This is a genomic window from Chelatococcus sp. YT9 (genome assembly GCF_018398315.1).
GTDB lineage: Bacteria > Pseudomonadota > Alphaproteobacteria > Rhizobiales > Beijerinckiaceae > Chelatococcus.
Map to the genome: position 1 here is coordinate 49,295 of NZ_JAHBRW010000001.1, position 23,023 is coordinate 72,317.

At 63.0% G+C, this 23,023-nt stretch carries 21 protein-coding genes; 8 read left to right on the forward strand and 13 right to left on the reverse strand.

What is annotated here, in order from left to right:
* Nucleotides 1-20: 20 nt before the first annotated feature.
* A complete protein-coding gene (locus KIO76_RS00215) occupies nt 21-614 on the reverse strand; it encodes a peptidylprolyl isomerase (protein WP_213320932.1) in 594 nt (197 codons plus the stop codon).
* A 37-nt stretch (nt 615-651) separates the two neighbouring features.
* Nucleotides 652-1,155: a pantetheine-phosphate adenylyltransferase gene (gene coaD, locus KIO76_RS00220; protein WP_213320933.1), complete on the reverse strand. Its 504-nt coding sequence runs from the start codon at nt 1,153-1,155 to the stop codon at nt 652-654.
* On the opposite strand from coaD, the gene KIO76_RS00225 reads away from it, so the two are divergent.
* Together KIO76_RS00225 and KIO76_RS00230 are read left to right on the forward strand one after the other, a co-directional pair.
* Nucleotides 1,154-1,306, forward strand: coding sequence for a hypothetical protein (locus tag KIO76_RS00225; RefSeq protein ID WP_213320934.1), 153 nt, complete (start codon nt 1,154-1,156; stop codon nt 1,304-1,306). The genes coaD and KIO76_RS00225 overlap by 2 nt on opposite strands.
* Before the next feature lie 137 nt (nt 1,307-1,443).
* Complete coding sequence (locus KIO76_RS00230) at nt 1,444-2,379, forward strand: polyphosphate kinase 2 family protein (protein ID WP_291976560.1); 936 nt, start codon at nt 1,444-1,446, stop codon at nt 2,377-2,379.
* A gap of 72 nt (nt 2,380-2,451) precedes the next feature.
* Here the strand turns inward: KIO76_RS00230 and KIO76_RS00235 are convergent, their stop codons facing one another.
* The 4 genes from KIO76_RS00235 to gyrA form a co-directional block, all read right to left on the reverse strand.
* Nucleotides 2,452-2,781, reverse strand: coding sequence for an MmcQ/YjbR family DNA-binding protein (locus KIO76_RS00235; protein WP_213320935.1), 330 nt, complete (start codon nt 2,779-2,781; stop codon nt 2,452-2,454).
* 237 nt (nt 2,782-3,018) lie between these two features.
* Nucleotides 3,019-3,438: an EVE domain-containing protein gene (locus tag KIO76_RS00240; RefSeq protein WP_213320936.1), complete on the reverse strand. Its 420-nt coding sequence runs from the start codon at nt 3,436-3,438 to the stop codon at nt 3,019-3,021.
* Nucleotides 3,439-3,600: 162 nt separating this feature from the next.
* Nucleotides 3,601-4,569 (reverse strand): threo-3-hydroxy-L-aspartate ammonia-lyase, encoded by a 969-nt coding sequence (locus tag KIO76_RS00245; protein ID WP_213320937.1) that lies wholly within the window; start codon nt 4,567-4,569, stop codon nt 3,601-3,603.
* Nucleotides 4,570-4,908: 339 nt separating this feature from the next.
* Nucleotides 4,909-7,668 (reverse strand): DNA gyrase subunit A, encoded by a 2,760-nt coding sequence (gyrA, locus tag KIO76_RS00250; protein WP_283771393.1) that lies wholly within the window; start codon nt 7,666-7,668, stop codon nt 4,909-4,911.
* Nucleotides 7,669-8,186: 518 nt separating this feature from the next.
* On the opposite strand from gyrA, the gene KIO76_RS00255 reads away from it, so the two are divergent.
* A complete protein-coding gene (locus KIO76_RS00255; protein ID WP_213320938.1) occupies nt 8,187-9,296 on the forward strand; it encodes an esterase-like activity of phytase family protein in 1,110 nt (369 codons plus the stop codon).
* A gap of 182 nt (nt 9,297-9,478) precedes the next feature.
* Here the strand turns inward: KIO76_RS00255 and ssb are convergent, their stop codons facing one another.
* The gene (ssb, locus tag KIO76_RS00260; protein WP_249729419.1) at nt 9,479-9,994 is read right to left on the reverse strand and encodes a single-stranded DNA-binding protein; all 516 of its coding nucleotides are present in this window, start codon (nt 9,992-9,994) and stop codon (nt 9,479-9,481) included.
* A gap of 823 nt (nt 9,995-10,817) precedes the next feature.
* Between ssb and uvrA the strand changes: the two genes are divergently transcribed.
* The 4 genes from uvrA (at nt 10,818) to trmFO (ending at nt 15,964) form a co-directional block, all read left to right on the forward strand.
* Nucleotides 10,818-13,736 carry an excinuclease ABC subunit UvrA gene (gene uvrA, locus KIO76_RS00265; protein ID WP_213324910.1) on the forward strand — a complete coding sequence of 973 codons (2,919 nt, stop codon included), beginning with the start codon at nt 10,818-10,820 and terminating at the stop codon, nt 13,734-13,736.
* Nucleotides 13,737-13,943: 207 nt separating this feature from the next.
* On the forward strand, nt 13,944-14,105 hold the full coding sequence (locus KIO76_RS00270; protein ID WP_213320940.1) for a DUF1127 domain-containing protein: 162 nt from the start codon (nt 13,944-13,946) through the stop codon (nt 14,103-14,105).
* A gap of 171 nt (nt 14,106-14,276) precedes the next feature.
* Complete coding sequence (locus KIO76_RS00275) at nt 14,277-14,510, forward strand: hypothetical protein (protein ID WP_213320941.1); 234 nt, start codon at nt 14,277-14,279, stop codon at nt 14,508-14,510.
* Nucleotides 14,511-14,542: 32 nt separating this feature from the next.
* Complete coding sequence (gene trmFO / locus KIO76_RS00280) at nt 14,543-15,964, forward strand: methylenetetrahydrofolate--tRNA-(uracil(54)-C(5))-methyltransferase (FADH(2)-oxidizing) TrmFO (protein WP_213320942.1); 1,422 nt, start codon at nt 14,543-14,545, stop codon at nt 15,962-15,964.
* Nucleotides 15,965-16,182: 218 nt separating this feature from the next.
* Here the strand turns inward: trmFO and KIO76_RS00285 are convergent, their stop codons facing one another.
* Genes KIO76_RS00285 through yajC form a run of 5 tightly spaced genes read right to left on the reverse strand, consistent with a single transcriptional unit; the run spans nt 16,183 to nt 20,354 of the window.
* The gene (locus tag KIO76_RS00285; protein WP_502761866.1) at nt 16,183-17,064 is read right to left on the reverse strand and encodes a phytoene/squalene synthase family protein; all 882 of its coding nucleotides are present in this window, start codon (nt 17,062-17,064) and stop codon (nt 16,183-16,185) included.
* A gap of 5 nt (nt 17,065-17,069) precedes the next feature.
* A complete protein-coding gene (locus tag KIO76_RS00290; protein WP_213320944.1) occupies nt 17,070-17,456 on the reverse strand; it encodes an Mth938-like domain-containing protein in 387 nt (128 codons plus the stop codon).
* 11 nt (nt 17,457-17,467) lie between these two features.
* The gene (gene secF / locus KIO76_RS00295) at nt 17,468-18,430 is read right to left on the reverse strand and encodes a protein translocase subunit SecF (protein ID WP_213320945.1); all 963 of its coding nucleotides are present in this window, start codon (nt 18,428-18,430) and stop codon (nt 17,468-17,470) included.
* Between the two features lie 17 nt (nt 18,431-18,447).
* Entirely contained in the window at nt 18,448-20,061 is a 1,614-nt protein-coding gene (secD, locus tag KIO76_RS00300) for a protein translocase subunit SecD (protein WP_213320946.1), read from the reverse strand.
* Between the two features lie 17 nt (nt 20,062-20,078).
* On the reverse strand, nt 20,079-20,354 hold the full coding sequence (gene yajC / locus KIO76_RS00305; protein ID WP_213324911.1) for a preprotein translocase subunit YajC: 276 nt from the start codon (nt 20,352-20,354) through the stop codon (nt 20,079-20,081).
* 237 nt (nt 20,355-20,591) lie between these two features.
* Between yajC and KIO76_RS00310 the strand changes: the two genes are divergently transcribed.
* Nucleotides 20,592-21,509, forward strand: coding sequence for an ATP-binding protein (locus KIO76_RS00310; RefSeq protein WP_213320947.1), 918 nt, complete (start codon nt 20,592-20,594; stop codon nt 21,507-21,509).
* Nucleotides 21,510-21,626: 117 nt separating this feature from the next.
* Here the strand turns inward: KIO76_RS00310 and KIO76_RS00315 are convergent, their stop codons facing one another.
* Entirely contained in the window at nt 21,627-22,961 is a 1,335-nt protein-coding gene (locus KIO76_RS00315; RefSeq protein ID WP_249729420.1) for a peptidoglycan DD-metalloendopeptidase family protein, read from the reverse strand.
* Nucleotides 22,962-23,023 lie beyond the last annotated feature (62 nt).

The window sequence follows — 23,023 nt, forward strand, 5'->3', positions numbered from 1 at the left end:
CGCTGAGGCGCGCCTCACGCCTACTTCGCGCCTGTGGCCATCTGCATCTTGACGATCTTGTCAGGGTTGGTGACCGCGCCGTTGTCGGCCTTTGATCCCTTCTTGATCTTGTCGACGACATCCATGCCGGACACCACCTCGCCAACGACCGTGTACTGCCCATTGAGGAAGTCGGCATCGGCAAAAGTGATGAAGAACTGAGAATTAGCGGAGTTCGGGTTCTGCGACCGCGCCATGCCGACCGTGCCACGCTTGAAAGGCGTCTTCGTGAATTCCGCCGGTATGTTCGGGAGATCGGAGCCGCCCATGCCGGTGCCGGTCGGATCACCCGTCTGCGCCATGAAGCCGTCGATGACGCGGTGGAACACGATGCCGTCATAGAAGCCGCGCTTCGTCAACGCCTCGATCTGCGCGACATGCTTGGGCGCAAGGTCCGGACGGAGCTGGATGACGACGCGTCCATCCTTGGTGTCAAGGAAGACCTGATGCGGCTTGGCCGTCTGGGCCGTTGCCGGCAGCACGGAGAGGGCCAGCGCGCAGGCCGCGGCGCCGGCGATAGCGCGCAGCCGGGCGCGGTAAGAGAAAGACGCAACCGCATTCGTCGAACGCTTCATGAGATAATCTCCAAGAGAACGGTGAGAACGCCGACCTCTAACCGCCGGCGAATTTGGCCTTGAGCCGCTCCACGACGGGAGCCGGCACGAAGGACGAGACGTCACCCTTCATGGCAGCGATCTGACGCACCAAGGTGGCGGTGATAGGGCGGACGTCCGGGGACGCCGGCAGGAAAACCGTGCCGACGTCGGGCGCCATGGCATCGTTCATGCCCGCCATCTGCATTTCATAATTCAGGTCCGTACCGTCGCGGAGGCCGCGCACCATGATCGAGGCGCCCACGCGGCGTGCGGCGGCGACAGCAAGATCATCGAAGGTGACGATCTCGATCGCGCAGCTCGCAGCCTTACCCACCGGGCCGCACACGTCCTTCAGCATCTCGGCGCGCTCGTCAGCCGAGAACAGCGGCGTCTTGCCGGGGTGGATGCCGATGGCGATCACCAGCCGGTCCACGAAACGGCAGGCTTGACGCACGACGTCGAGATGACCGTTGGTCACCGGATCGAACGACCCGGTATAGAGAGCGGCGGAGCGCGGCATGGTCCTCGTCGTCATTCAGGCTGACCTTGGGCCAAAAGGCTTACAAGGGCAGCCGGAGGACTGCAAGCGCGGAGGCTTCCTCAGGATTTCAGACGCGGTATCGCGCGTGCCGCCATCTCGCTATGATGGCCTCGTCGACCAGATCGCGTGAGATTACCGGATGTCCCGATTGTCTGAAGAATCCGCGACGGACATGCCATCAACCGCGAGACCCTGCCAGCGTTTGGGCTGGCTGCGCCAAGCCAGGGAAATGCTGTGATGGAGGCCAACAACCAAACAGGAAATGGCGTGAAAAGAAACAACAGCGATAAGGAAGCCCCGAGGGTGCTCCCGGCTATCGACTTCGCGTTCCTTAAGGACATGCTCCTCCCCTATCGCATTACGGATGGCGATACGTTCAGAATGAAGGATCATGATCCGGGCGATACTGGCGGCCTTGATCTGGAGAAGGATCACGCCCGCGATCTTCTCGACAAAGGCGTCGCGGCGCTGAGCGCGATCCAGGAGCGTCTCTTCGCCGACAACCACTGGTCAGTCCTGCTCGTTTTCCAGGCGATGGACGCAGCCGGCAAGGACGGCACCATCAAACATGTGATGTCGGGCATCAACCCGCAGGGATGCCAGGTGCATGCTTTCAAGGCTCCCTCGTCCGAGGAACTGGACCACGATTTCCTATGGCGTACGCATCAGCGGCTGCCGGAGCGCGGCCGCATCGGCATTTTCAACCGCTCGTATTACGAGGAGGTGCTCGTCGTCAGGGTCCACCAGGAAATGCTCGACAAGCAAAACCTGCCCCCGCAACTCGTCACCAAATCGATCTGGGACGACCGGCTGAAGGATATCCGTCACCACGAGCGCTATCTTGCTCGCAATGGCATGCTCATCCTGAAATTCTTTCTCAATGTCTCCGAGAAGGAGCAGAAAAAGCGCCTCCTTCAACGCATCGACGATCCCTCCAAGAACTGGAAGTTTGAGAGCAAGGATGTCGACGAGCGGACCTACTGGAAGGCCTATATGCACGCCTATGAGGAAGCAATCCGGGCGACCGCCACCAACTTCGCGCCCTGGTATGTCATCCCCGCTGACAACAAGTGGTTCACCCGGCTCGCCGTGATGGCCGCCGTGGTCACCGAACTCTCCAAGCTCGGCATCGACTTCCCGAAAATTGACGAGGCCGACCGCCACAAGCTGCTCGGTTTCCGCGAGCGGCTTGAAGCCGATTGAATCGCGGACGGTCACCGACCGTAGCCGTGGAAGCCAGCACCCGATATCGCGGCGCCGACTGGGTGCTCCCGCCTATCGGCGTCGGGGCTTGGGCGCGGCAAGCCTATAGGCGGCCTGCAGCGCCGAAATCAAGGTTGCCTCATCCACTGTGCGCAGGTCGCACCGCGTGATCCCCATTCGCCCCCAACCGCCCGGCACGGGGGTGAACACGCCGGGCTCCTGTTCGCAGTAGAAATCACGAAGATCCGGATCGAACATCAGGTTGAGATCGTTCGCGCTGGCGCTCAATGTCGCGAAGGTCTTGCGCGGGGTGCGAAAGGCCGCCCGATCCATATGCGGCGCCTCACGGGAAAGCGGGAAGCTCAGCGCCAGTTCCCGCACGCGTTCGGCCTCAACGGGCATCGCCTAACCTCCTGCCGTTGCGTGGTGATCCGGCCGCCAGAAATGCATCGGCCTCGCTCACGCCCGAAGGCGCTAGAGCGCTTTTCGCTCAATCAGAGACGGCAGATCCCCTCTCTCTTCCCGACTTCTGCCAATGCTCCTGATCGAGAGGCTGGGCTTCATCGAGCGGGATAGCCGGGACAAGCCGGTCATGCCTATCGACTGTCAGCGCTTCCGCGCGATCGGCAACTGCCCAGACTACCCTTTGAGTCCGCCCATGCGCAGAATATGCTCCCATTCCGCGTCCGTCACCGGCTGCACGGACAGGCGCGAGTTGTTGACCAAGACCATGTCCTTGAGAGCCGGATCGGCCTTGATTACCTCCAGCGTCACGGCCTGCGGCAACGCCTCCACCGCTTTCACGTCAACCATTCCAAACCTGCCGGAAGCATCTGTGTGATCGGGATAATATTCCTTGATCACCTCGACGATGCCAACGATCTCCTTCCCCTCGTTCGAGTGATAGAAGAAGCCCCGGTCGCCAATTTTCATCGCCATCAGGTTCAGCTTGGCGCCATGATTGCGGACGCCATTCCAATGGGTTCCCTTCTCGCCGGCTTCACATTGCTGCTGCCACGACCAGGTGGACGGTTCAGACTTGAAGAGCCAATGGGGCATCGCGCGCTCAACTCCTGCAAATAGGGACCCTGAGCATCTCCGCCGCCATTATCGCGAAACGCCCTGATCACTGTGATGCAATCCCGGGCGGCAAGCCGCCGCATAAGTCATCGAGAACTGCGCCAGCAGGGATATACGCTCTCGCCTGCTAATCAAGACCCATCAGGCCGGTGTCAGCAAACGCGCGAAAGTGGCAAGATCGACATTGCCGCCACTGAGAACGATGCCGACCCGCTGCCCCTTGATCGGCACCACGCTGTTGAAGGCAGCTGCAGCGGCGAGGCAGCCTGTAGGCTCCACGACCATCTTCATGCGCTCGGCGAAGAAACGCATGGCATCGACGAGCGCTGCGTCGGCCACCGTTACGACGTCATCCACAAGATCCTGGATGATCGAAAAGGTGATATTCCCGAGCGCCGTCGTCTGCGCACCGTCGGCCAATGTCTTCGGGACATCGATCGTGACGATCCGCCCCTCGCGGAAAGAGCGCGCGCCGTCATCGCCGGCCGCAGGCTCGACGCCAATGACCTGGCACTGCGGAGACAGAGCCTTCGCGGCCAGCACTGACCCCGATAGCAGCCCGCCGCCGCCGAGCGGCACGAGCAGGAGGTCCAGGTCGCCCACCTCCTCGATGAGTTCCTTGGTCGCCGTGCCCTGGCCGGCAATGATCTCCGGATGATCGAAGGGAGGGATCAGGGCCAGGCCGCGCTCGCCTGCGATTCGTTGCCCGATCGCCGCGCGGTCCTCGCTATAGCGGTCATAGAAGACTACTTCGCCACCGTAGCCGCGTGTTGCGGCGACTTTTATGGCCGGCGCATCCTCCGGCATGATGATGACGGTAGGCACGCGGAGAAGCTGCCCGGCCAATGCCACCGCCTGGGCGTGGTTGCCAGAGGAGAACGCCACCACGCCGCGCGTCTTCTGGTCCTCATCGAGCGCCGCGAGGGCGTTATAGGCGCCCCGGAATTTAAAGGCGCCGACGCGCTGGAGATTTTCCGCCTTGAAGAACAGCGATCCTCCCACCCTCTCATCTGCCGTGCGCGAGCGCAGAACAGGCGTGCGATGCGCGATGTTCGCAATGCGCTCGGACGCGCGGGCAACATCATCATAGGTCGGAGCTGAGATCGACATGGGCGGCCCAAAGCAGTGGAACGGAAATTCGCGCCATCCTGCCATAACGGCTTCAAGCTTCAATATGACAGCGGCGTTGCCCGAGCCGACGGGCCATGCCGCGGCCGCGCTAGAGCTGCGGACAGCGCCTTAGATCCACATTGTGGCGGGAACCGACAACGACAACTATGGGTCACAAGACGCTCATTAAACACTGCAATGAATCGAATTAATATATTGATATTAGTGTATTTTTCATCATCCGGCCTTCCATCGCGCTCTGCCGTGTTCCAGTAAAAAGCCCCGGCAATCGCCGGGGCTTCTCATGTTGCCGGAAGATCGAATATTCAGCGAGACTGCCTATTCATCAGCGTCCCCTCCATCGGCGTCGTCAATGTCCGCGCCATCCTCGCTGCCGTCGTCGCTGATGTGCTCGACAGAAACCACCTTCTCATCGTCAGCGGTGTTAAAGACGATCACGCCCTGACTCGAACGGCCGACGATACGAATGCCATCCACCGGCACGCGGATCAGTTGGCCGCCATTGGTGACGAGCATGATCTGGTCGTTGTCCTCGACGGGGAAGGATTCCACCAGCGCGCCGTTGCGATTGTTGACCGCCATCGCCACGATGCCTTTGCCGCCACGGCCGGTGACGCGATATTCATAAGCCGAGGAACGCTTGCCATAGCCGTTTTCGGACAAGGTGAGCACGAACTGCTCCGCCGCGCCCATGGCTGCGTAGCGCTCCTGCCCGAGCTCAAGCGCACCGCTTGTCTCCTCGGCATCGGTGTCGACCTGGGCCTCGGCCGCGTCGCCGTTGGCAGCTTCGCCATTGGCGGCACGGCGCGCGGCACCCGCCAGCTTGAGATAGGCCGAACGCTCGTCGGCGGAGGCCTCCACATGGCGCAGGATCGCCATGGAGATCACCCGGTCGCCGGCAGCGAGCGCGATGCCACGCACGCCGGTGGAGTCGCGTCCCTTAAAGACACGCACGTCCGTCGTCTCGAAGCGGATGCACTGGCCCTTGGCCGTCGTCAGCAGAACATCGTCCGTCTCCGTACAGATGCCCACATCGACGATGGAGTCGCCCTCGTCGAGCTTCATGGCGATCTTGCCGGCGCGATTGACCTGGACGAAGTCCGACAGCTTGTTGCGGCGCACGCCGCCGGAAGCCGTCGCGAACATCACATCCAGCGTCGCCCAGCTGGCCTCATCCTCCGGCAGCGGCATGATGGTCGTGATGCGTTCGCCTTCCACCAGCGGCAGCATGTTGACGAGCGCCTTGCCGCGGGCGTTCGGCGCCGCGAGCGGCAGGCGCCACACCTTTTCCTTGTAGACCTGGCCGCGGGAGGAGAAGAACAGCACCGGCGTGTGGGTGTTGGCGACGAACAGGCGCGTGACGAAATCCTCGTCGCGCGTCTGCATGCCGGAGCGGCCCTTGCCGCCGCGCCGCTGGGCGCGATAGGTCGAGAGCGGCACGCGCTTGATGTAGCCGGCGTGGCTCACGGTGACGACCATGTCCTCGCGCTGGATCAGATCCTCATCGTCGACATCCGAATCCCAGTCGAGAATCTCGGTGCGCCGGGGAGTGGCGAAGGCATCCTTGATGGCGGCGAGTTCATCCCGCACGATGCCTAGGATGCGCGTGCGGGAGCGCAGGATATCGAGATAGTCGGCGATCTCGATCGCCAGTTTGTTCAATTCGTCAGCGATCTCATCACGGCCGAGAGCCGTGAGGCGCCGCAGCGGCAGGTCGAGGATCGCCCTTGCCTGGGTCTCCGACAGCCGGTAGGTGCCATCCTCGGCGACACGATGGTTCGGATCGTCGATGAGGGCGATCAGAGCAGCGACATCATGCGCAGGCCAGTGGCGCGCCATCAGCGCTTCACGGGCAGAATTGGTGTCGGCTGACGAGCGGATAAGCTGGATGATCTCGTCGATATTGGCGACCGCGATGCCGAGGCCGACCAAGATATGGGCGCGATCGCGGGCCTTGTTGAGCAGATATTTCGTGCGCCGGGAAACAACCTCCTCGCGGAAATCCACGAAAGCGCGGATCATGTCGTAGAGGTTGAGGAGTTCCGGCCGGCCGCCGTTCAGCGCCACCATATTGGCGCCGAAGCTCGTCTGCAGCGCGGTGAAACGGTAGAGCTGGTTCAGAACCACATCGGCCACCGCGTCGCGCTTCAGCTCGATCACGATGCGCATACCGTCGCGATCGGACTCGTCGCGCAGGTCGGCGATGCCCTCGATCCGTTTCTCGCGGACAAGATCCGCAATCTTCTCGATCAGCGCCGCCTTGTTCACCTGATAGGGAATTTCGGTGACGATGATCGCCTCGCGATCCTTCCGGATCTGCTCGACAGAGGCGCGAGCACGCATGATGATCGAACCGCGGCCGGTCGAATAGGCCGAGCGGATGCCGCCGCGCCCGAGGATGGTCGCAGCCGTCGGGAAGTCCGGCCCCGGGATGATCTCGGTCAGCGCCTCAAGGCTTATCTCCGGATCCTCGATATAGGCGAAGCATGCATCGACCACCTCGCCGAGATTATGCGGCGGGATGTTGGTCGCCATGCCAACGGCGATGCCGCCCGCGCCATTCACCAGGAGGTTCGGGAAGCCTGCCGGCAGGACCGTTGGCTCGCGCTCGCTGTTGTCGTAGTTGTCCTGGAAATTGACCGTATCTTTGTCGAGATCGTCCAGCAGCGCCATTGCGGGCTTGGCGAGACGCACCTCGGTGTAGCGCATGGCCGCCGGCGGGTCGGCATCGACAGAGCCGAAGTTCCCCTGCCCGTCCAAAAGCGGCAGGCGCATGGAAAAGTCCTGCGCCATGCGCACCAGCGCGTCATAGATCGACTGGTCACCGTGCGGGTGATATTTACCGATCACATCACCGACCACGCGCGCCGACTTGCGATAAGGTTTGTCGGGCGTATAGCCGTTTTCGTACATGGAATAGAGGATGCGGCGGTGCACCGGCTTGAGTCCGTCGCGCACATCCGGCAAGGCGCGGCTCACGATCACGCTCATGGCGTAATCGAGATAGCTGCGCTTCATCTCATCGGAGATCGACACCAGAGCGATGTCGCCGCCGATCTTCTCGTCATCATCTGCCAAGAGAGAATTCCAACAAAAATCTCAGGAAGGGGCTTTTGGAGCGTCCCGAACGGATCCCGTCCGCAATGAGGGGCAGCCTATGCCACGATAGCCATTCCATTCAGGCCCCAGCCCAGCGGCCGTGCCCCGTCCGCATGATGGGGAAACGCACCTGATTCAACGAGTTCATGAGCGATCTCATCGAAAAAAGGGATGCACTTTACCAGTACCAAGCTCTAGCGCATCCGTCCGTGAAAAGCCAGCATTGAGGCCCCCTGTTCACGATTTAATTATCGATATATATCAATATCTTATCCATTGCGGGTAATTCGGTCTGCATCCACGCGCCGCTCTCGCGACGCCCAGCCACCGATTTCGATGATTCGCGACGCATTTTTCGTGGAGGTTCGTCGCCTGGAAAAGCCGCTTGAAGCACATCGCGAGGCTTCCTGGGCTGTCACCGGACCGTCGCCGGATCGGCCTACGGTCGCGCTCGTCAATGTGCCAAGGTCGCTGGGAACGGGCCCGGAGGAACAGCTATGTTGAGATCATGCCTCCTTCTTCCGGCTGCCGTTCTGGCCAGCTTCATCCCTGCGGCTCTCGCCGCCGAAAACATGTCCGGCACCCTGACGCTACGCTTCATCGGCGAGAAGAGCATTCGAGCTCCTCTCGACGTGGACGGAACGCGGGTCGGCGGGCTCTCCGGGCTCGCTTTCGACGCAGCCAGCGGACGCTGGATCGCTCTCAGTGACGATCGCTCGGAGAAGGCGCCCGCTCGCTTCTACAAGCTGACGCTCGACTATGACGCCTCGGGCTTTCGCGCGGTGACAATCGACCAGGCCGTGCCCCTTCGTGACGCCGATGGGAAGCCATTCCCGACACGACGTGTCGACCCGGAGGCGCTGCGCCTCGATCCGGGAAGTGGCGCGCTCTACTGGACGAGCGAAGGGGACGCGACCGCCGGGATCGACCCCGTGCTGCGGGCCAGCACCGCTGACGGGCACCATCTGCGCGAGATCCCGCTGCCTGCCCGCTACCGCGTCAGCACCGATGGCAAACGCGGGCCGCGCAACAATCTCGCCTTTGAAGGACTGGCGCTGACCCCGGACGCGGGAACATTGATCGCGGCGCTGGAGAATGCGCTGGTTGAGGACGGCCCTAAGGCCTCACTGACTGAAACCAGCCCTGTACGTGTTTCCACCTTCAACATGGTATCCGGACAGGCCGGCCCCGAATGGGTCTATGTCACGGATCCGATCCGCATGGCCCCTGCCAAGCCCGGCGGCTTCGCAGACAATGGCGTCTCCGACATTCTCGCTCTCGACGAAGGATCCCTGCTCGTCATGGAACGCGGCTACAGCGCGGGCAAAGGAAACGATATCCGTCTTTACCGTGCGGACCGGCGGAATGCGACCGACGTTTCCGCCATCGACGCTCTTTCCGGCGCAAGCTGGGTGCCGCTCGCGAAAACGCTGGTCCTGGATCTTGCCACCCTCGGCACAGCGCTCGACAACTTCGAGGGCATGGATTTCGGCCCCCGGCTGAATAACGGCAACCGCACGCTGGTGATCGTCTCCGACGACAATTTCAACGAGGCGCAGACCACGAAATTCCTGGCCTTCGAGGTCATCGAAACAGGCGGGACATAAGGCCTATCGACATTCACGCTCTTGGCGCGGATGTAATGCGGCCTCATCCGGACGTTACCGCTCCAACAGGACGGCGCCGTGTAACGGAAGGTGGGCCCCTTGGGCCGTACCGTTACCGGATCCCGGCGCGAGCCCGCGCTCGTCCCAGATGACGTCGCGGGCTATCGATGCGTGTTGTTGGGCTAGAACGGAATATCGTCGTCAAGGTCACTGGCGTATTTTGAACCGCCGCTCGCGGCCGGGCGCCGGTCCGGGGAGCGCTGCTCCATGGGCGAGGCCCGACCAAAGTCGCCTCCACGCGAGCCCCCATAGCTGTCGTCCTCAATGGCCCCACCGCCTTCGCCGCCGCGGCTGTCGAGAATCGTGAGCTCGCCGCGAAAGCGCTGCAGCACGATCTCCGTCGTGTAGCGCTCCTGACCATCTTTGTCCTGCCATTTGCGGGTCTGCAGCTGCCCCTCGAGGTAAACCTTCGATCCCTTGCGCAGATATTGCTCGGCGATCTTCGCGAGATTTTCGTTGAAGATCACTACACTATGCCATTCCGTGCGCTCCCGGCGCTCACCGGTGGCCTTGTCACGCCAAGTCTCCGAGGTGGCGATGCGCAGGTTGACGACGGGGTCGCCCGAGCCGAGCCGACGAGTCTCGGGGTCGCGCCCGAGATTCCCCACCAGAATAACCTTATTGACGCTGCCTGCCATCACGGACCTCCACGGCCAAGCCGAACCAACTAATCACGAACGCAGCCACACAGTCGGAAACCAATCGGGCGCATAAGAGCTACCCAGGCTCTCCTGACGTGGGCACCGGGATTTGGCTCAGCAAATTCCAAAGCCTACACTTGGTCCGGACACTAGCCGATCATCCCCGCTGCCGTCGCCCGAAGGCACCGGCTTGTCCACATGCAATGGCAGCCGTGATGACAACCCGCAACACGCCCGAACCGCGGCGCGATAAAATGTTCCCTTTCTGTTCTAGACAGAATATCCAAAGTCTGCAACTCTCCGTGAGCCAGAAAAACTCATCGACCAGTCCGGGAACGGAGCCGTAGCGTCGGCATGGGCGCTCCGGTGAGATCCTGGTCGGCAGGATGTGGGGATTGCGGAGGCTAACCCGTGATCGGCCCAACCAGCGTGCCTGACCGCAGCGCCCGTGTCCGGGGATTTCCCGTCAGATACGCAGCCACTGGCATAAATGGAGTGGAAGGCCCATGTAGTTGCCCGAACCTGCCCTTGAATACGGGGTTACGATCTCGTCCTTCCCGCAAGCGACAAGCCATGCGAGAAGAACGGGCTCATTCTTCAAGTCGTTCGTCGTTCAGCGCTCCAGGCGCCGTCCGCTCCTGTCGATCCCACTTGTCCGTTGAGAGCCATGGCTCAGAAATCGAAGAAGAATCCCGCAGCCACCGTTTCCGCGGCGGCCAAGTCACTGGCTCCCGAGGCGCCGGCCGCCAAGGCACGGACCGCGAAGGAACCCGCGGCCGAGACATCCGTCGCGGGGATCTCCGTCGCGAGGTCTGCAGTCATGCTGCCCGAAAGCAAGCGCCTCCGTCATGACGGCCCGACGCGCATGCTCACCATTCGCGGAGCGCGGGAGCACAATCTCAAGAACGTCGACCTCGCGGTTCCGCGAGACAAGCTGGTCGTCTTCACGGGCCTTTCCGGGTCGGGCAAATCCTCACTCGCTTTTGACACGATCTACGCAGAGGGCCAGCGGCGGTACGTCGAATCGCTTTCAGCCTACGCTCGGCAGTTCCTCGAGATGATGCAGAAGCCGGACGTCGACGAGATCGACGGTCTGTCGCCCGCGATCTCCATCGAGCAGAAGACCACGTCGAAAAACCCGCGCTCGACCGTCGGCACCGTCACTGAAATCTATGACTACATGCGCCTTCTCTGGGCGCGCGCCGGCGTGCCTTATTCCCCGGCCACCGGCCTGCCCATCGAGAGCCAGACCGTCAGCCAGATGGTCGACCGCATCCTGGCCTTGCCGGAAAAGACGCGCCTCTACCTGCTCGCGCCGGTGGTGCGAGGCCGCAAGGGCGAGTATCGCAAGGAACTTGCGGACTTCATGAAGCGCGGCTTCCAGCGCGTGAAGATCGACGGGACCTATTACGAGATCGCCGACGCACCCAATCTCGACAAAAAGCTGAAGCACGACATCGATGTGGTGGTTGATCGCGTCGTCGTTCGCCCCGATATCGCCGCGCGCCTCGCGGAGTCGCTGGAGACGGCGCTGGAGCTCGCCGAAGGCATCGCGGTTATCGAATTTGCCGATGAAACAGACGCCAAAGGCAGTCCACGCCGCGATGTGCTCTCGTCGAAATTCGCCTGCCCGGTGTCCGGTTTCACGATCCCGGAGATCGAGCCGCGGCTTTTCTCCTTCAACAATCCCTACGGCGCCTGCCCGGTCTGCGACGGGCTCGGGCATGAGATGCGGATCGATCCCGACCTCGTGGTGCCGGATCATACACTGACATTGCGCGGCGGCGCGATCGCTCCTTGGGCGCGCTCGACGTCGCCCTATTACGGCCAGACGCTCGACGCACTGGCGCGCCACTATGGTTTCTCCGTCACGAAGCCGTGGAGCGAGCTTCCGGACAAGGCGCGGGACGTCATCCTTTACGGCAGCGGCTCGACCTCGGTGCGCTTCTCTTACGAGGACGGACTGCGCGCCTACGAGGTCAACAAGCCCTTCGAGGGCGTGATCTCAAACCTCGAACGCCGCTGGAAAGAAACCGAAAGCGACTGGGCACGCGAGGAGATCGGCCGCTTCATGAGCGAGACGCCCTGCGCGGCCTGCGGGGGGCACCGGCTCAAACCGGAAGCGCTCGCGGTCAAAGTGGGCCGTCATCACATCAGCGAGGTGGCGCAACTGTCCGTGCGCGCTGCCCGGGACTGGTTCGATGCCGTTCCTGATCAGCTCAACGCCAAGCAGAACGAGATCGCCGGTCGTATCCTCAAGGAGATCCGCGACCGTCTGGTGTTTCTGCTGGACGTCGGCCTCGACTATCTCACCCTGGCGCGAGCCTCCGGCACCCTCTCGGGCGGCGAGAGCCAGCGCATCCGTCTGGCGAGCCAGATCGGCTCGGGGCTCACGGGCGTGCTCTACGTGCTCGATGAACCGTCGATCGGCCTGCACCAGCGCGACAACGAGCGGCTGCTGCAGACCCTGAAGCGGCTACGTGACCTCGGCAACACGGTCATCGTCGTCGAACACGATGAAGACGCCATCCTGACGGCCGATTATGTGGTCGATGTCGGGCCGGGTGCGGGCATCCATGGCGGCGAGATCGTCGCGCAGGGTACGCCCGACGAAATCCTCGCCAATCCAGCCTCTCTGACTGGCCGCTATCTCACCGGCGAACTCGGCGTGCCGCTGCCGGCGAAGCGCCGCAAGCCGCAGAAAGGGCGCGAGCTCACCATTACCGGAGCGCGCGGCAACAACCTCAAGGACGTGACCGCTTCATTTCCGCTCGGCACCTTCACCTGTGTCACGGGTGTGTCCGGAGGCGGCAAGTCGACGCTCGTCATCGACACGCTCTACAAGGCCGTGGCGCGGCGGTTGAATAACGCTCTTGAGCATCCCACGCCGTTCGAGGCCATCGAGGGCTTGGAACATCTCGACAAGGTCATCGACATCGACCAGTCGCCGATCGGCCGCACGCCACGGTCGAACCCGGCGACCTATACCGGCGCGTTCACGCCGATCCGCGAATGGTTTGCCGGCCTGCCCGAAGCCAAGGCGCGCGGTTATCAGCCGGGACGTTTCTCCTTCAACGTCAAGGGCGGACGCTGTGAAGCCTGCCAGGGCGACGGCGTCATCAAGATCGAGATGCACTTCCTGCCCGACGTCTACGTCACCTGCGACGTCTGCAAGGGCAAGCGTTATGACCGCGAGACGCTGGAGGTGAAGTACCGCCAGCGCTCCATAGCCGACGTGCTCGATATGACGGTCGACGAGGCCCGCGACCTGTTCCATGCCGTGCCGGCAATCCGCGACAAGATGGAAACGCTGTCGCGCGTCGGCCTTGGCTACATCAAGGTTGGGCAGCAGGCGACCACACTGTCGGGCGGCGAGGCGCAACGGGTGAAGCTGTCCAAGGAACTGTCGAAGCGCGCTACCGGACGGACTCTCTATATCCTCGACGAACCGACCACCGGCCTGCATTTCCACGATGTGGCGAAGCTGATGGAGGTCCTCCATGAGCTCGTCGAGCAGGGCAACACCGTCATCGTGATCGAGCACAACCTCGAGGTCATCAAGACGGCCGACTGGGTCATCGACATGGGGCCTGAAGGCGGCGACGGCGGCGGCACCATTGTGGCGCAGGGAACGCCGGAGACGATTGCCAAATCTTCGAGCAGTCATACGGGCAAATTTCTGGCAGAGGTCCTCGAGAGGCGCCCACTTCGCACACGCAAACAAGCGGCTGCGGAATAGCTCCGTGCCGCGATTTCGCCGTTTTTGCGGAATTTCGACCCAAATGTAACTAAATCCTTACCCTGCTGACGCCTTCGTCATGCTCCCCACGCATGACTGTCATACAGAATCTCCCCTGCCTGAAATCGAGGCAAAGGCCTATATGCTGCATCGCAACAAGGCGAGATCGGCAGCATCCGCTAAGCCCCTCGCCGTCAGGAGATTAAAATGATCGTCACGCATATCCTCGCTAAGATCCGCAGCTACCTGCGCTACCGCGACACCGTCCGCGAGCTTTCTCGTCTGTCGGACCGCGAACTCAACGATCTCGGCCTGTCCCGTTGGGATATCCCCTTCATTGCGCGCAAGCACACGAAGGTCGGCGCCTGATCGTCGGGATCACTCACAAGATCCTGGCTCGTAACGCCCGCCCGTTTGGCGGGCGTTCGTGTTTTGAGACTACGAACGCGCCGGATGCTCCCAGCGCGCCTTCAATAAGCCGTGACATCGCTGTTTGTCGCTGCCGCCGACAAAGCCCGGCTGATGTTACGGAGAACGACCATGACAAAGATATACGCTGTCGATGAAGCTGGCAGGCGCACGCTCATCCCATCCCGCCTGGTGGTCGTCGAGACAGCGGCTGGTGATCACATGAAGATCGAGGCCGGCATGCACCGCTTGGGAGAGGTCACGCTCTTAGCCGAGGCGGATCCGGCCCGCGCCGCGGTGCTGGCAGTGCGCAGCGGCGGTTGCAATGTCCTCCATATAACGCTCGAACGACTGAACAAATCTTGACGATGGCCAAGCCACCCGACACATAGGGCGGCATGACGCTTCAACCAACTCACATCATCGGCGGTGGCCTCGCCGGCTCCGAAGCCGCCTGGCAGATCGCCCAGTCGGGCCAACGCGTCATTCTCCATGAGATGCGGCCGACCACGGCGACGCCCGCCCACAAGGGCGAGGGCCTGGCGGAGCTCGTCTGCTCCAACTCCTTCCGCTCCGACGACGCCGAAACGAACGCTGTCGGCCTTCTCCATCAGGAGATGCGTGGGCTGTCCTCGCTCATCATGACAATGGCAGACCGTCACCAGGTGCCGGCCGGAGGCGCATTGGCCGTCGACCGTGAAGGCTTTTCCGCCGCTGTCACCGCCGCTCTCGCGAACCACCCGAATGTCCACATCGCCCGGGCAGAGGTCTCCGGACTGCCGCCGGAGGACTGGGGCGAAACCATCATCGCCACAGGTCCCCTCACCTCTCCGTCCCTGGCGGATGCCATCAGGGCGCTCACCGGCGAGGGGGAACTCGCGTTCTTCGATGCCATCGCCCCCATCATCCATCGCGATTCCATCAATATGGACATCGCCTGGGCGCAATCGCGCTATGACAAGGCCGGTCCGGGCGGCACGGGAGCCGACTATCTCAATTGCCCCATGACCCGCGAGGAATACGAGGCCTTCGTTGATGCCTTGCTCGCAGGTGAAACCAGCGACTTCCGCGAATGGGAGAAGGATACCCCCTACTTCAATGGTTGCCTGCCGATCGAGGTCATGGCCGCGCGCGGACGTGAAACGCTGCGGCACGGGCCCATGAAGCCGGTTGGCCTCACCAACCCGCGCAACCCCGACGAAAAACCCTATGCCATCGTGCAGTTGCGGCAGGACAATGCCCTTGGCACGCTTTTCAACATGGTGGGCTTCCAGACGAAGCTCCGCCACGGCGCGCAGGTGGATGTGCTGCGCATGATCCCCGGCCTGGAGCGCGCGGAATTCGCGCGTCTCGGAGGGCTGCACCGGAACACCTTCCTCAACTCCCCTAAGCTTCTCGATCCGCGCCTGCGCCTGAAGGCCCTGCCACGCCTGCGATTTGCCGGGCAGATCACCGGCTGCGAAGGGTATGTGGAGAGCGCAGCCATCGGGCTGATCGCCGGTCGGCTTGCGGCGGCTGAGCGCGAGGGGGGCGGCGAGATCACAATGCCGCCGGCGACGACCGCCCTCGGCGCCCTCATCAACCACATAACCGGCGGGCACATCGCGGCAATCGACGCTGGACCGCAGTCCTTCCAGCCGATGAACGTCAATTTCGGCCTGTTCCCGCCACTCGAAGGCGCGATCAAGAGCCCCGACGGCAAACGCCTGCGCGGCCCCGCCAAGGCCGTCGCCAAAAAGAAGGCGTTGACCGACAGGGCAAGGGCTGATTTTGCGCGCTGGCGAGCGACGTTGCCGGAACCTGCGGTGGCCGCGATCTGATCGATCAGCGGCGAAATTTAGAATGCGCCGCGTCTTGAGCCACTCCCGCCGTCATTCCGGGTCCTCCAGTGAGCGAGGAGCCGGACCCATAGGCACGGGACAAGAAGACACGCCGACTCAGAGGGTTTCCGGCTTGCCGTCGTGCTCGTCGATTCCGGGTTTGGGCTATCGGCTCGCCTCGGAATGACTAGGTGGCTCGGTATGAGATCAGCTAAGTTCTAGCGCAACCGCCGCGAAGCGCGCCACAGCAGCCATTGTTTGCGCCATTGCGGGAGGTCGACGATCGACCGATACGGGTCATAGTCGCGCCGCTCAAATTCCCTGAGATAAGCTGGTACAAGCATCGCCGGCAGATAAACCGGCCGGACGCGCGCCGGCACTTGAGCGAGCCCATCGAGGCCGGCGCGATAGTGCCGTTCCGCTAGACCGCGCATGGCTGCGATGACCCTCCCAAGGCCCGGCGTCCGCTCGCCGGCCAAGAGCTCCGATGCCGCCATCCCGGCTTCCGCCAGGATATCCGCCGGTACATAGACCTGACCGCGCCTGAGATGCCAGGGCAAGGCCCTGAGTAAACCGGTCACCGCCTGAGCCACACCGAGGTGCCCGGCGGCATCGGCCGCGCCCGCGTCGCCGCCATCGGCCAAGATCAGCGAAGCGAGCCGCAGCAGCGCCGAGCTGGTCTCCCCGCTGTAGCCCTCGAGATCGCTGGTCGGCCCCATCGGATCGTCATAGAGGTCGAAGATCCGCGCATCGATCAGATCAAGAAGGGCCTGCTGCGGTAGTCGGAAGCGCGCGACGGTCGCAAGCAGGGCAGCAACGACAGGATGGGCGGCGACATCGCCGCGCGCCTCCTCCTCACCAAGTGCATCCCGCCACCACTGGTAGCGAAGCTCCCCCGGCAGTGGTGAGTTCACCAATTCCCTGACGCGCGCGATTTCATGGCTGAAAGCGTAGAGCGCGAAGCAATAGCGCCTCTTGTCGGCCGGAATGAACAGGCCTGCGAGGAAGCGATCGATATCGTTGTCGCGGACGAGTTGCTCGCAATGGGAAAACGCTGGCGCCAGGGTAGTTTCGTCGCCCGGGCCAGCCCAGTCGGCCATCATGTCTAGCTTACCGCGATCAGCGCGGCCGCGACATGACGGTCTTCGGCGAGCAGTACGTTGTAGGTGCGGGCCGCGGCCCCAGTCTGCATGACGTCGACTTTAAGGCCCGCCTCGCTGAGGGCCTGCCGGATAGCGGGTGCCAGCGGAACCATGTCCGAGCCCGTACCTATCAACAGGAGTTCGATATCCGCCGCCTCGGCGATGACCGGCGCGAAATGGTCGATCCGAAGCTCATCCGCATCCGTGACCTCCCAGGCTTTGATGCCGGACGGCAAGGTCAGGATGGAGCCGCGGTGTGACATCTCGGCGAAGCGGAAACCGCCGTTGCCGTAGGCGTCGAGCTTGAAGCGGCCGGGAACGAAACCGTCGTAACGTCGGCTCTCGGCCATTACACTCTCCGTCAGGATGCCGGGCGCGGCGCCTTCTTGCTGTCGGATGCGGGCGCCGGAGCCGCCGGAGCTGGCGCGCGCGCACTGCGCATGCCGAGATAGATCAGCACAGGCGTGGAGACATACATTGCGGAATAGGTGCAGACGAAGACGCCGAACAGCATGACCTGCGCAAAGCCCTGAATGGCCTCTCCGCCGACCACCACCAGCGCGACCAGCGAGAGAATCGTCGTGGTCGCGGTCATCGAGGTGCGCGAGAGGGTAGAATTCACGGACAGGTCGAGCAGCTCCTCGATAGGCATGGTCTTGTATCGCCGCAGAAGTTCGCGCGTCCGGTCGAACACCACGACTGTTTCGTTCAACGAATAGCCCACGATGGTCAGAATCGCGGCTATCGAGGTCATATTGAACTCGATCTGCGTGATGACGAAGAACCCGACCGTCAGAAGGATGTCGTGCATCGTGCCGATGATGGCGCCGATGGCAAAGGTGAGCTCGAAGCGGAACCAGAGATAGGCAAGCACCGCGATGATGGCGAGCACGACGCCGAGCGTGCCGGATTGCACCAGCTCACCCGAAACGCGGGGCCCGACCGTCTCGACCCGACGGAACTCATAGTCCTTCTCGAACACATCACGCGTCTTCTGGACCACCGTTCCCTGTGCCTCTTCGCCGCCCTCCTGAATGGGGAAGCGAATTGACACACCGCCGGCATTGCCGAACTCCTGCACCTCCGGCGTGCCGAAGCCGAAGCCCTCGGCCGCCTCGCGGATGGCGCCGACATCGGCCTTGCCCGAGCGGGCCTGGATCTCGACGAGAGTACCGCCTTTGAAGTCGATGCCGAAGTTCAGCCCGATCGTCAGGGCAAGGATAACGGTGATAACCGATATCGCAGCCGAAAACGGGATCGTGACGCGCCGAAAGCGGACGAAGCGGAACTTTGTGTTGTCGGGGACGATGCGGATCAGGCGCACGCGCGAAAAGCTCCGGTTCAGAACGGCAGTTGTTTCGGCCTGGCGACGCGGTACCACAACGCGATCATCATGCGCGTCATGGTCACCGCGGTGATCACCGTGGTCAAAATACCGAGGATAAAGACGACAGCAAAGCCGCGCACGGGTCCTGATCCCAGGAAGAACAGGATCAAGGCGGCGATCAACATCGTGGAATTGGAATCGAAGATCGTCGCGAAGGCCCGGGTGAAGCCCGCATCGATCGCCGAGATGATCGACCGGCCGCCATGGGCCTCCTCCCTGATACGCTCATAGATCAGCACGTTGGAATCGACTGCGGTGCCGATGGTCAGCACGATGCCCGCGATGCCCGGCAATGTAAGCGTCGCGCCAAGCAATGACATCAGGGCCAGGATGAAGACCACATGGACCAGCAGGGCGATGTTCGCGAAAATGCCGAACAGGCCGTACGTCGCCAGCATGAACAACGCCACGAAGATCGTCGCGACGTAGATCGCCATGGTCCCGGCCTCGATCGAGTCCTGCCCGAGGCCAGGTCCCACCGTGCGCTCCTCGACGATCGTGAGCTTGGCCGGCAGGGCACCGGCACGCAGCAGCACTGCCAGATCATTGGCCTGCTGCACGCTGAAGCTGCCTGAGATCTGGCCCTGACCGCCCGTGATCGGGGTCTGGATGCGGGGCGCCGAGATCACCTCATTATCAAGAACGATGGCCAGGAGCCGCCCGACACCTTCCGACGTGGCTTGGCCGAACCGCTGCGCCCCGCGAAGGTTGAAGCGGAAGTTCACGATTGGCTGCGATGTCTGCGAATCAAAGGCGGGCTGGGCATCGGTCAGATCCTCGCCCTCGACAATGACCCGCCGCTCGACAGGCACCGGCTGACCGGCATTGTCACGCGACGGGATCATGTCCACGTCGGCCGGATTCGCGCCGCCTTCCGCGATGAAGCGGAATTGCAGCTTTGCCGTCCGGCCAAGAATTTCCTTAAGGCGCTGGGGATCCTGTAGGCCCGGCACCTGCACCAGCACGCGGCCGGCGCCCTCGCGCTGGATATTCGGCTCGGTCGTGCCCAGCGCATCGACGCGGCGCCGAAGCACCTCGATGGTCTGGTCTACCGCGCGTCGGACCCGATCGGTAACACCGACGTCGGTCAAGGTGACCTGAACGAGCCCGTCCGCGCCTTCCGACACATTGATCGTACTGTTCCCCGGCGTGCCGAGGATGGCATTGCCCGCCGGGCGCGCCAGCTCATTGAGCCGCGCCAGCAGACGCTGGCGATCGGCTTCGCTCGGCACACGCATCTGCAGGCCGCGCGGCAACGCCACGATACCGCCCTGGGGCGCTATACGCGTCTCGCGGAGAATACGGCGGACGTCGTCGCGAAGGCTGTTGACCTGCGTGCGGATCAGGTCGTTCTCGTCGACCTCCAGCACAACATGCGAGCCGCCTTGCAGGTCAAGACCGAGCACCATGGCGCGATGCGGCACGATCCAGGCGGGGATCCAGCTTGGCACCGATGCCGCGATCCGCTCGCGCGTTGTCTCAGAAAACAGGTTTGGCGCCGCATAGGCGAAGCCAAGCAGCGTCAACAGGAGGATCGAGATGATCTTGGCTTTTGAATAGCGCAGCATGGGCGGCGGCCTCCGCCTCAGCTCTTGACCGGCTCGGCCTTGGAACGCACATCCGAAATCATACCACGCACCACGCGCACTTTGACCCCATCCGCGATCTCAGCCTCGACTTCCCCATCATCGACCACCTTCGTCACCTTGGCGATAAAGCCGCCCGAGGTCACGATCGTATCGCCGCGGCGCACGTTCTTGATCATCTCCTGATGCGCCTTCTGCCGCTTCTGCTGAGGACGGAGAATCAGGAACCACATGATGACGAAGATGAGGATGAACGGGACGAACTGAATGAGCATGTCGCCCCCGCCAGCGGCAGGAGCCGTGGACTGGGCGAAGGCTGGCGTGATCACGAGAGGTCCCTCCGAAACAAGGCCCGACTGAAGGCGGGTGGAAGCGTGCGGTTTGTATGAGGCGCGGACTATACCCATCGATCGATGGAAAGCAATCCAGCCGTGTGCTTAGAGCATGGACCGCACCTGTGAAAGGCAATATCCAACGGTCAAGATTTGCGGAGCGAAACGGAGAAGCTGATAATGGGGTTGAAAAATCAGCAGCATGAAGATCCTGGCCTTCACGAAAGCGTGCTCGCCCTCACGCTGGAGCGCATTGCCCAGGCCCTGGAGCGCCTTTCGCCACCGCCGCCGGCCCCGACCGACCTTTCCTCCGCCGATGCTTTCGTATGGCACCCTCCGGCGCGGCTCCAGCCCGTTCCGCGTGTGAACCGCGTGGAGATGTCGTTGCTGCGGGGCATCGACCGGGTGCGCGACACCCTCGCCGAAAACACCGAGCGCTTCGCCCGCGGTCTTCCGGCCAACAACGCGCTCCTCTGGGGCGCGCGCGGCATGGGCAAATCGTCGCTGGTCAAGGCCGTCCACGCCGAGACCAACAAGCGCCTTTCGGATACGGGGCAATCCACCGACGCCAGCCGGTTGAAGCTCATCGAGATCCACCGCGAGGACATCGAGAGCCTGCCGAACCTGATGGGCCTGATCCGCGATTCCCATCATCGCTTCATTATCTTCTGCGATGATCTGTCCTTCGATACGGACGATACCTCTTACAAGTCACTTAAGGCTGTGCTTGAAGGCGGCATCGAGGGGCGACCCGATAATGTCGTGTTCTACGCCACCTCAAACCGCAGGCACCTCCTGCCTCGGGACATGATGGACAACGAACGCTCCACAGCCATCAATCCTGGCGAGGCGATCGAGGAAAAAGTCTCCCTGTCAGACCGATTCGGGCTCTGGCTCGGCTTCCATAAATGCAGCCAAGACGAGTACCTGGACATGGTGTTTGGTTATGCCAGCCACCTCGGCCTGTCCTATGACCAGGCGAAGCTGCGTGCCGAGGCGCTGGAATGGGCCACCACACGCGGAGCGCGCTCTGGCCGGACAGCCTGGCAGTTCGTCCAGGATCTCGCCGGCCGGATCGGGACCGTAATACCGTCCTGAGGGAGCGCTCCAGCCGTATGGCGATGGGTTCGCGCTCGACAACGACATCGTCATAAAAAACCCGGCACGTCGCGCGTGCCGGGTTTCTTGTTTCAGAAGCGGAATTGTTGCGGTGGGTCAGAGACCGGCCAGATGGTTCATGGGATCGACCGGGGTCGAGCCCTTGCGCAACTCAAAGTGCAGCTGGGGCGAGGAGACATTGCCCGTCTGCCCTGACTTGGCGATGGTCTGGCCGCGCTTCACCTTTTCGCCGCGCTTCACGAGAAGCTCGCCATTGTTGGCATAGGCGCTGACCCAGCCGTCCTCATGCCGGATCAGCACGAGATTGCCGTAGCCCTTCAGTTCGTTGCCGGAATAGGCGACGGTGCCGCCCTCGGCCGCCTTGACGGGCGTTCCCTCCGGCACGGCGATGTTGATGCCCTCATTGCCGCCTCGGCCACCGAAGCCCTGAATGACACGGCCACGGGCCGGCCAACGGAACTCATTGGCGGAAGCGCTCGCCTTCGGAATGCTCGCCGTCGTCTCCGGCTCTGTGGGATGGGCCACGGCGACCTGCTGCGGAGCCGCTGGCTTCTCGGGCTGAGATTGTGCAGGCGCCGGCTTCGCCGCCGCGACCGAGGCTGCTGGCTGCGCCGGTTTCGTTTCAGGAGCCGTAGGCTTGGTCGCGGTCTTTGCCGGCGGCGTGAGGACCTGCGTCTTCGCGGCCTCGACAGCCTGCGTGGCGGGCTTGGTCACCGTGGAGGTGGTGAGACGCGGGGCGGCCGGTGGCTGCACCTTCGAGATCTGCGTGCGCGCGGACTGGTCGAGCGCCGCAACCTGACGCTGCGGCTGCGCAGCGAGATTGCCTACCGCTGCTCGGCCGTTGGATACCGTGGACTGGAGCTGGTTGCGCTGGGCAGTCAGGGACTGGCTGGCCTGCTGGACCGGCGCGGCGGCAACCTGGCGAGCCACAGTCGGCGCCGCAGATGGGTTATAGACCGGGATGGTGATCTGCTGACCAGGCGCCACGCCCGAGCCCTTCAGGCCATTGGCGGCAACGAGGGCTGAGACTGGAACATTGTAGCGGGCGGAGATGGCCGCCAGCGTGTCACCGGACCCGACCACGAACGGGGTGCCGCCCTGCGCCGTCCAGCCGGTGGCGCTGCCGATGACAGCCTCTGCCGGCGCGTTCGAGCGGGGTGCGGATTCGGGCGCTGCAAGCGGCGCGCTGGCGACCTGGGCAGGCGGCGTGTAGCCTCCCTGGCCGGCGTCATAGCCACTGACGGGCGCGGAGCCCCCGAGGCTGCCGGTTGCCACCTCGTCCTGCCCCTGCGACTTGAAGGGGTCCGAGAAGGGGTTTTGAACGAAGCGCATGCTGTCCGAGCCGCAGCCGGACGCGACGCTCGCGAGAAGCCCTACAATAGCCACCCGCGACAACAGCCGCGGCCGCAACGACGCTAGACGATCACGCATCGACACACCCACTTCAACGCAACAAATCCGCAAGCTGATTAAAAACGGATTCAGGTTAAGCA

Bases quoted from the DNA above. Each gene is read 5' to 3' on its own strand.
- KIO76_RS00215 (WP_213320932.1), bottom strand. From the start codon at position 614: ATGAAGCGTTCGACGAATGCGGTTGCGTCTTTCTCTTACCGCGCCCGG.
- KIO76_RS00225 (WP_213320934.1), top strand. From the start codon at position 1,154: ATGGTCCTCGTCGTCATTCAGGCTGACCTTGGGCCAAAAGGCTTACAA.
- coaD (WP_213320933.1), bottom strand. From the start codon at position 1,155: ATGCCGCGCTCCGCCGCTCTCTATACCGGGTCGTTCGATCCGGTGACC.
- KIO76_RS00235 (WP_213320935.1), bottom strand. From the start codon at position 2,781: ATGCCCGTTGAGGCCGAACGCGTGCGGGAACTGGCGCTGAGCTTCCCG.
- KIO76_RS00240 (WP_213320936.1), bottom strand. From the start codon at position 3,438: ATGCCCCATTGGCTCTTCAAGTCTGAACCGTCCACCTGGTCGTGGCAG.
- KIO76_RS00245 (WP_213320937.1), bottom strand. From the start codon at position 4,569: ATGTCGATCTCAGCTCCGACCTATGATGATGTTGCCCGCGCGTCCGAG.
- KIO76_RS00255 (WP_213320938.1), top strand. From the start codon at position 8,187: ATGTTGAGATCATGCCTCCTTCTTCCGGCTGCCGTTCTGGCCAGCTTC.
- ssb (WP_249729419.1), bottom strand. From the start codon at position 9,994: ATGGCAGGCAGCGTCAATAAGGTTATTCTGGTGGGGAATCTCGGGCGC.
- uvrA (WP_213324910.1), top strand. From the start codon at position 10,818: ATGCTGCCCGAAAGCAAGCGCCTCCGTCATGACGGCCCGACGCGCATG.
- KIO76_RS00270 (WP_213320940.1), top strand. From the start codon at position 13,944: ATGATCGTCACGCATATCCTCGCTAAGATCCGCAGCTACCTGCGCTAC.
- KIO76_RS00275 (WP_213320941.1), top strand. From the start codon at position 14,277: ATGACAAAGATATACGCTGTCGATGAAGCTGGCAGGCGCACGCTCATC.
- trmFO (WP_213320942.1), top strand. From the start codon at position 14,543: ATGACGCTTCAACCAACTCACATCATCGGCGGTGGCCTCGCCGGCTCC.
- KIO76_RS00285 (WP_502761866.1), bottom strand. From the start codon at position 17,064: ATGGCCGACTGGGCTGGCCCGGGCGACGAAACTACCCTGGCGCCAGCG.
- KIO76_RS00290 (WP_213320944.1), bottom strand. From the start codon at position 17,456: ATGGCCGAGAGCCGACGTTACGACGGTTTCGTTCCCGGCCGCTTCAAG.
- secD (WP_213320946.1), bottom strand. From the start codon at position 20,061: ATGCTGCGCTATTCAAAAGCCAAGATCATCTCGATCCTCCTGTTGACG.
- yajC (WP_213324911.1), bottom strand. From the start codon at position 20,354: ATGCTCATTCAGTTCGTCCCGTTCATCCTCATCTTCGTCATCATGTGG.
- KIO76_RS00310 (WP_213320947.1), top strand. From the start codon at position 20,592: ATGGGGTTGAAAAATCAGCAGCATGAAGATCCTGGCCTTCACGAAAGC.
- KIO76_RS00315 (WP_249729420.1), bottom strand. From the start codon at position 22,961: ATGCGTGATCGTCTAGCGTCGTTGCGGCCGCGGCTGTTGTCGCGGGTG.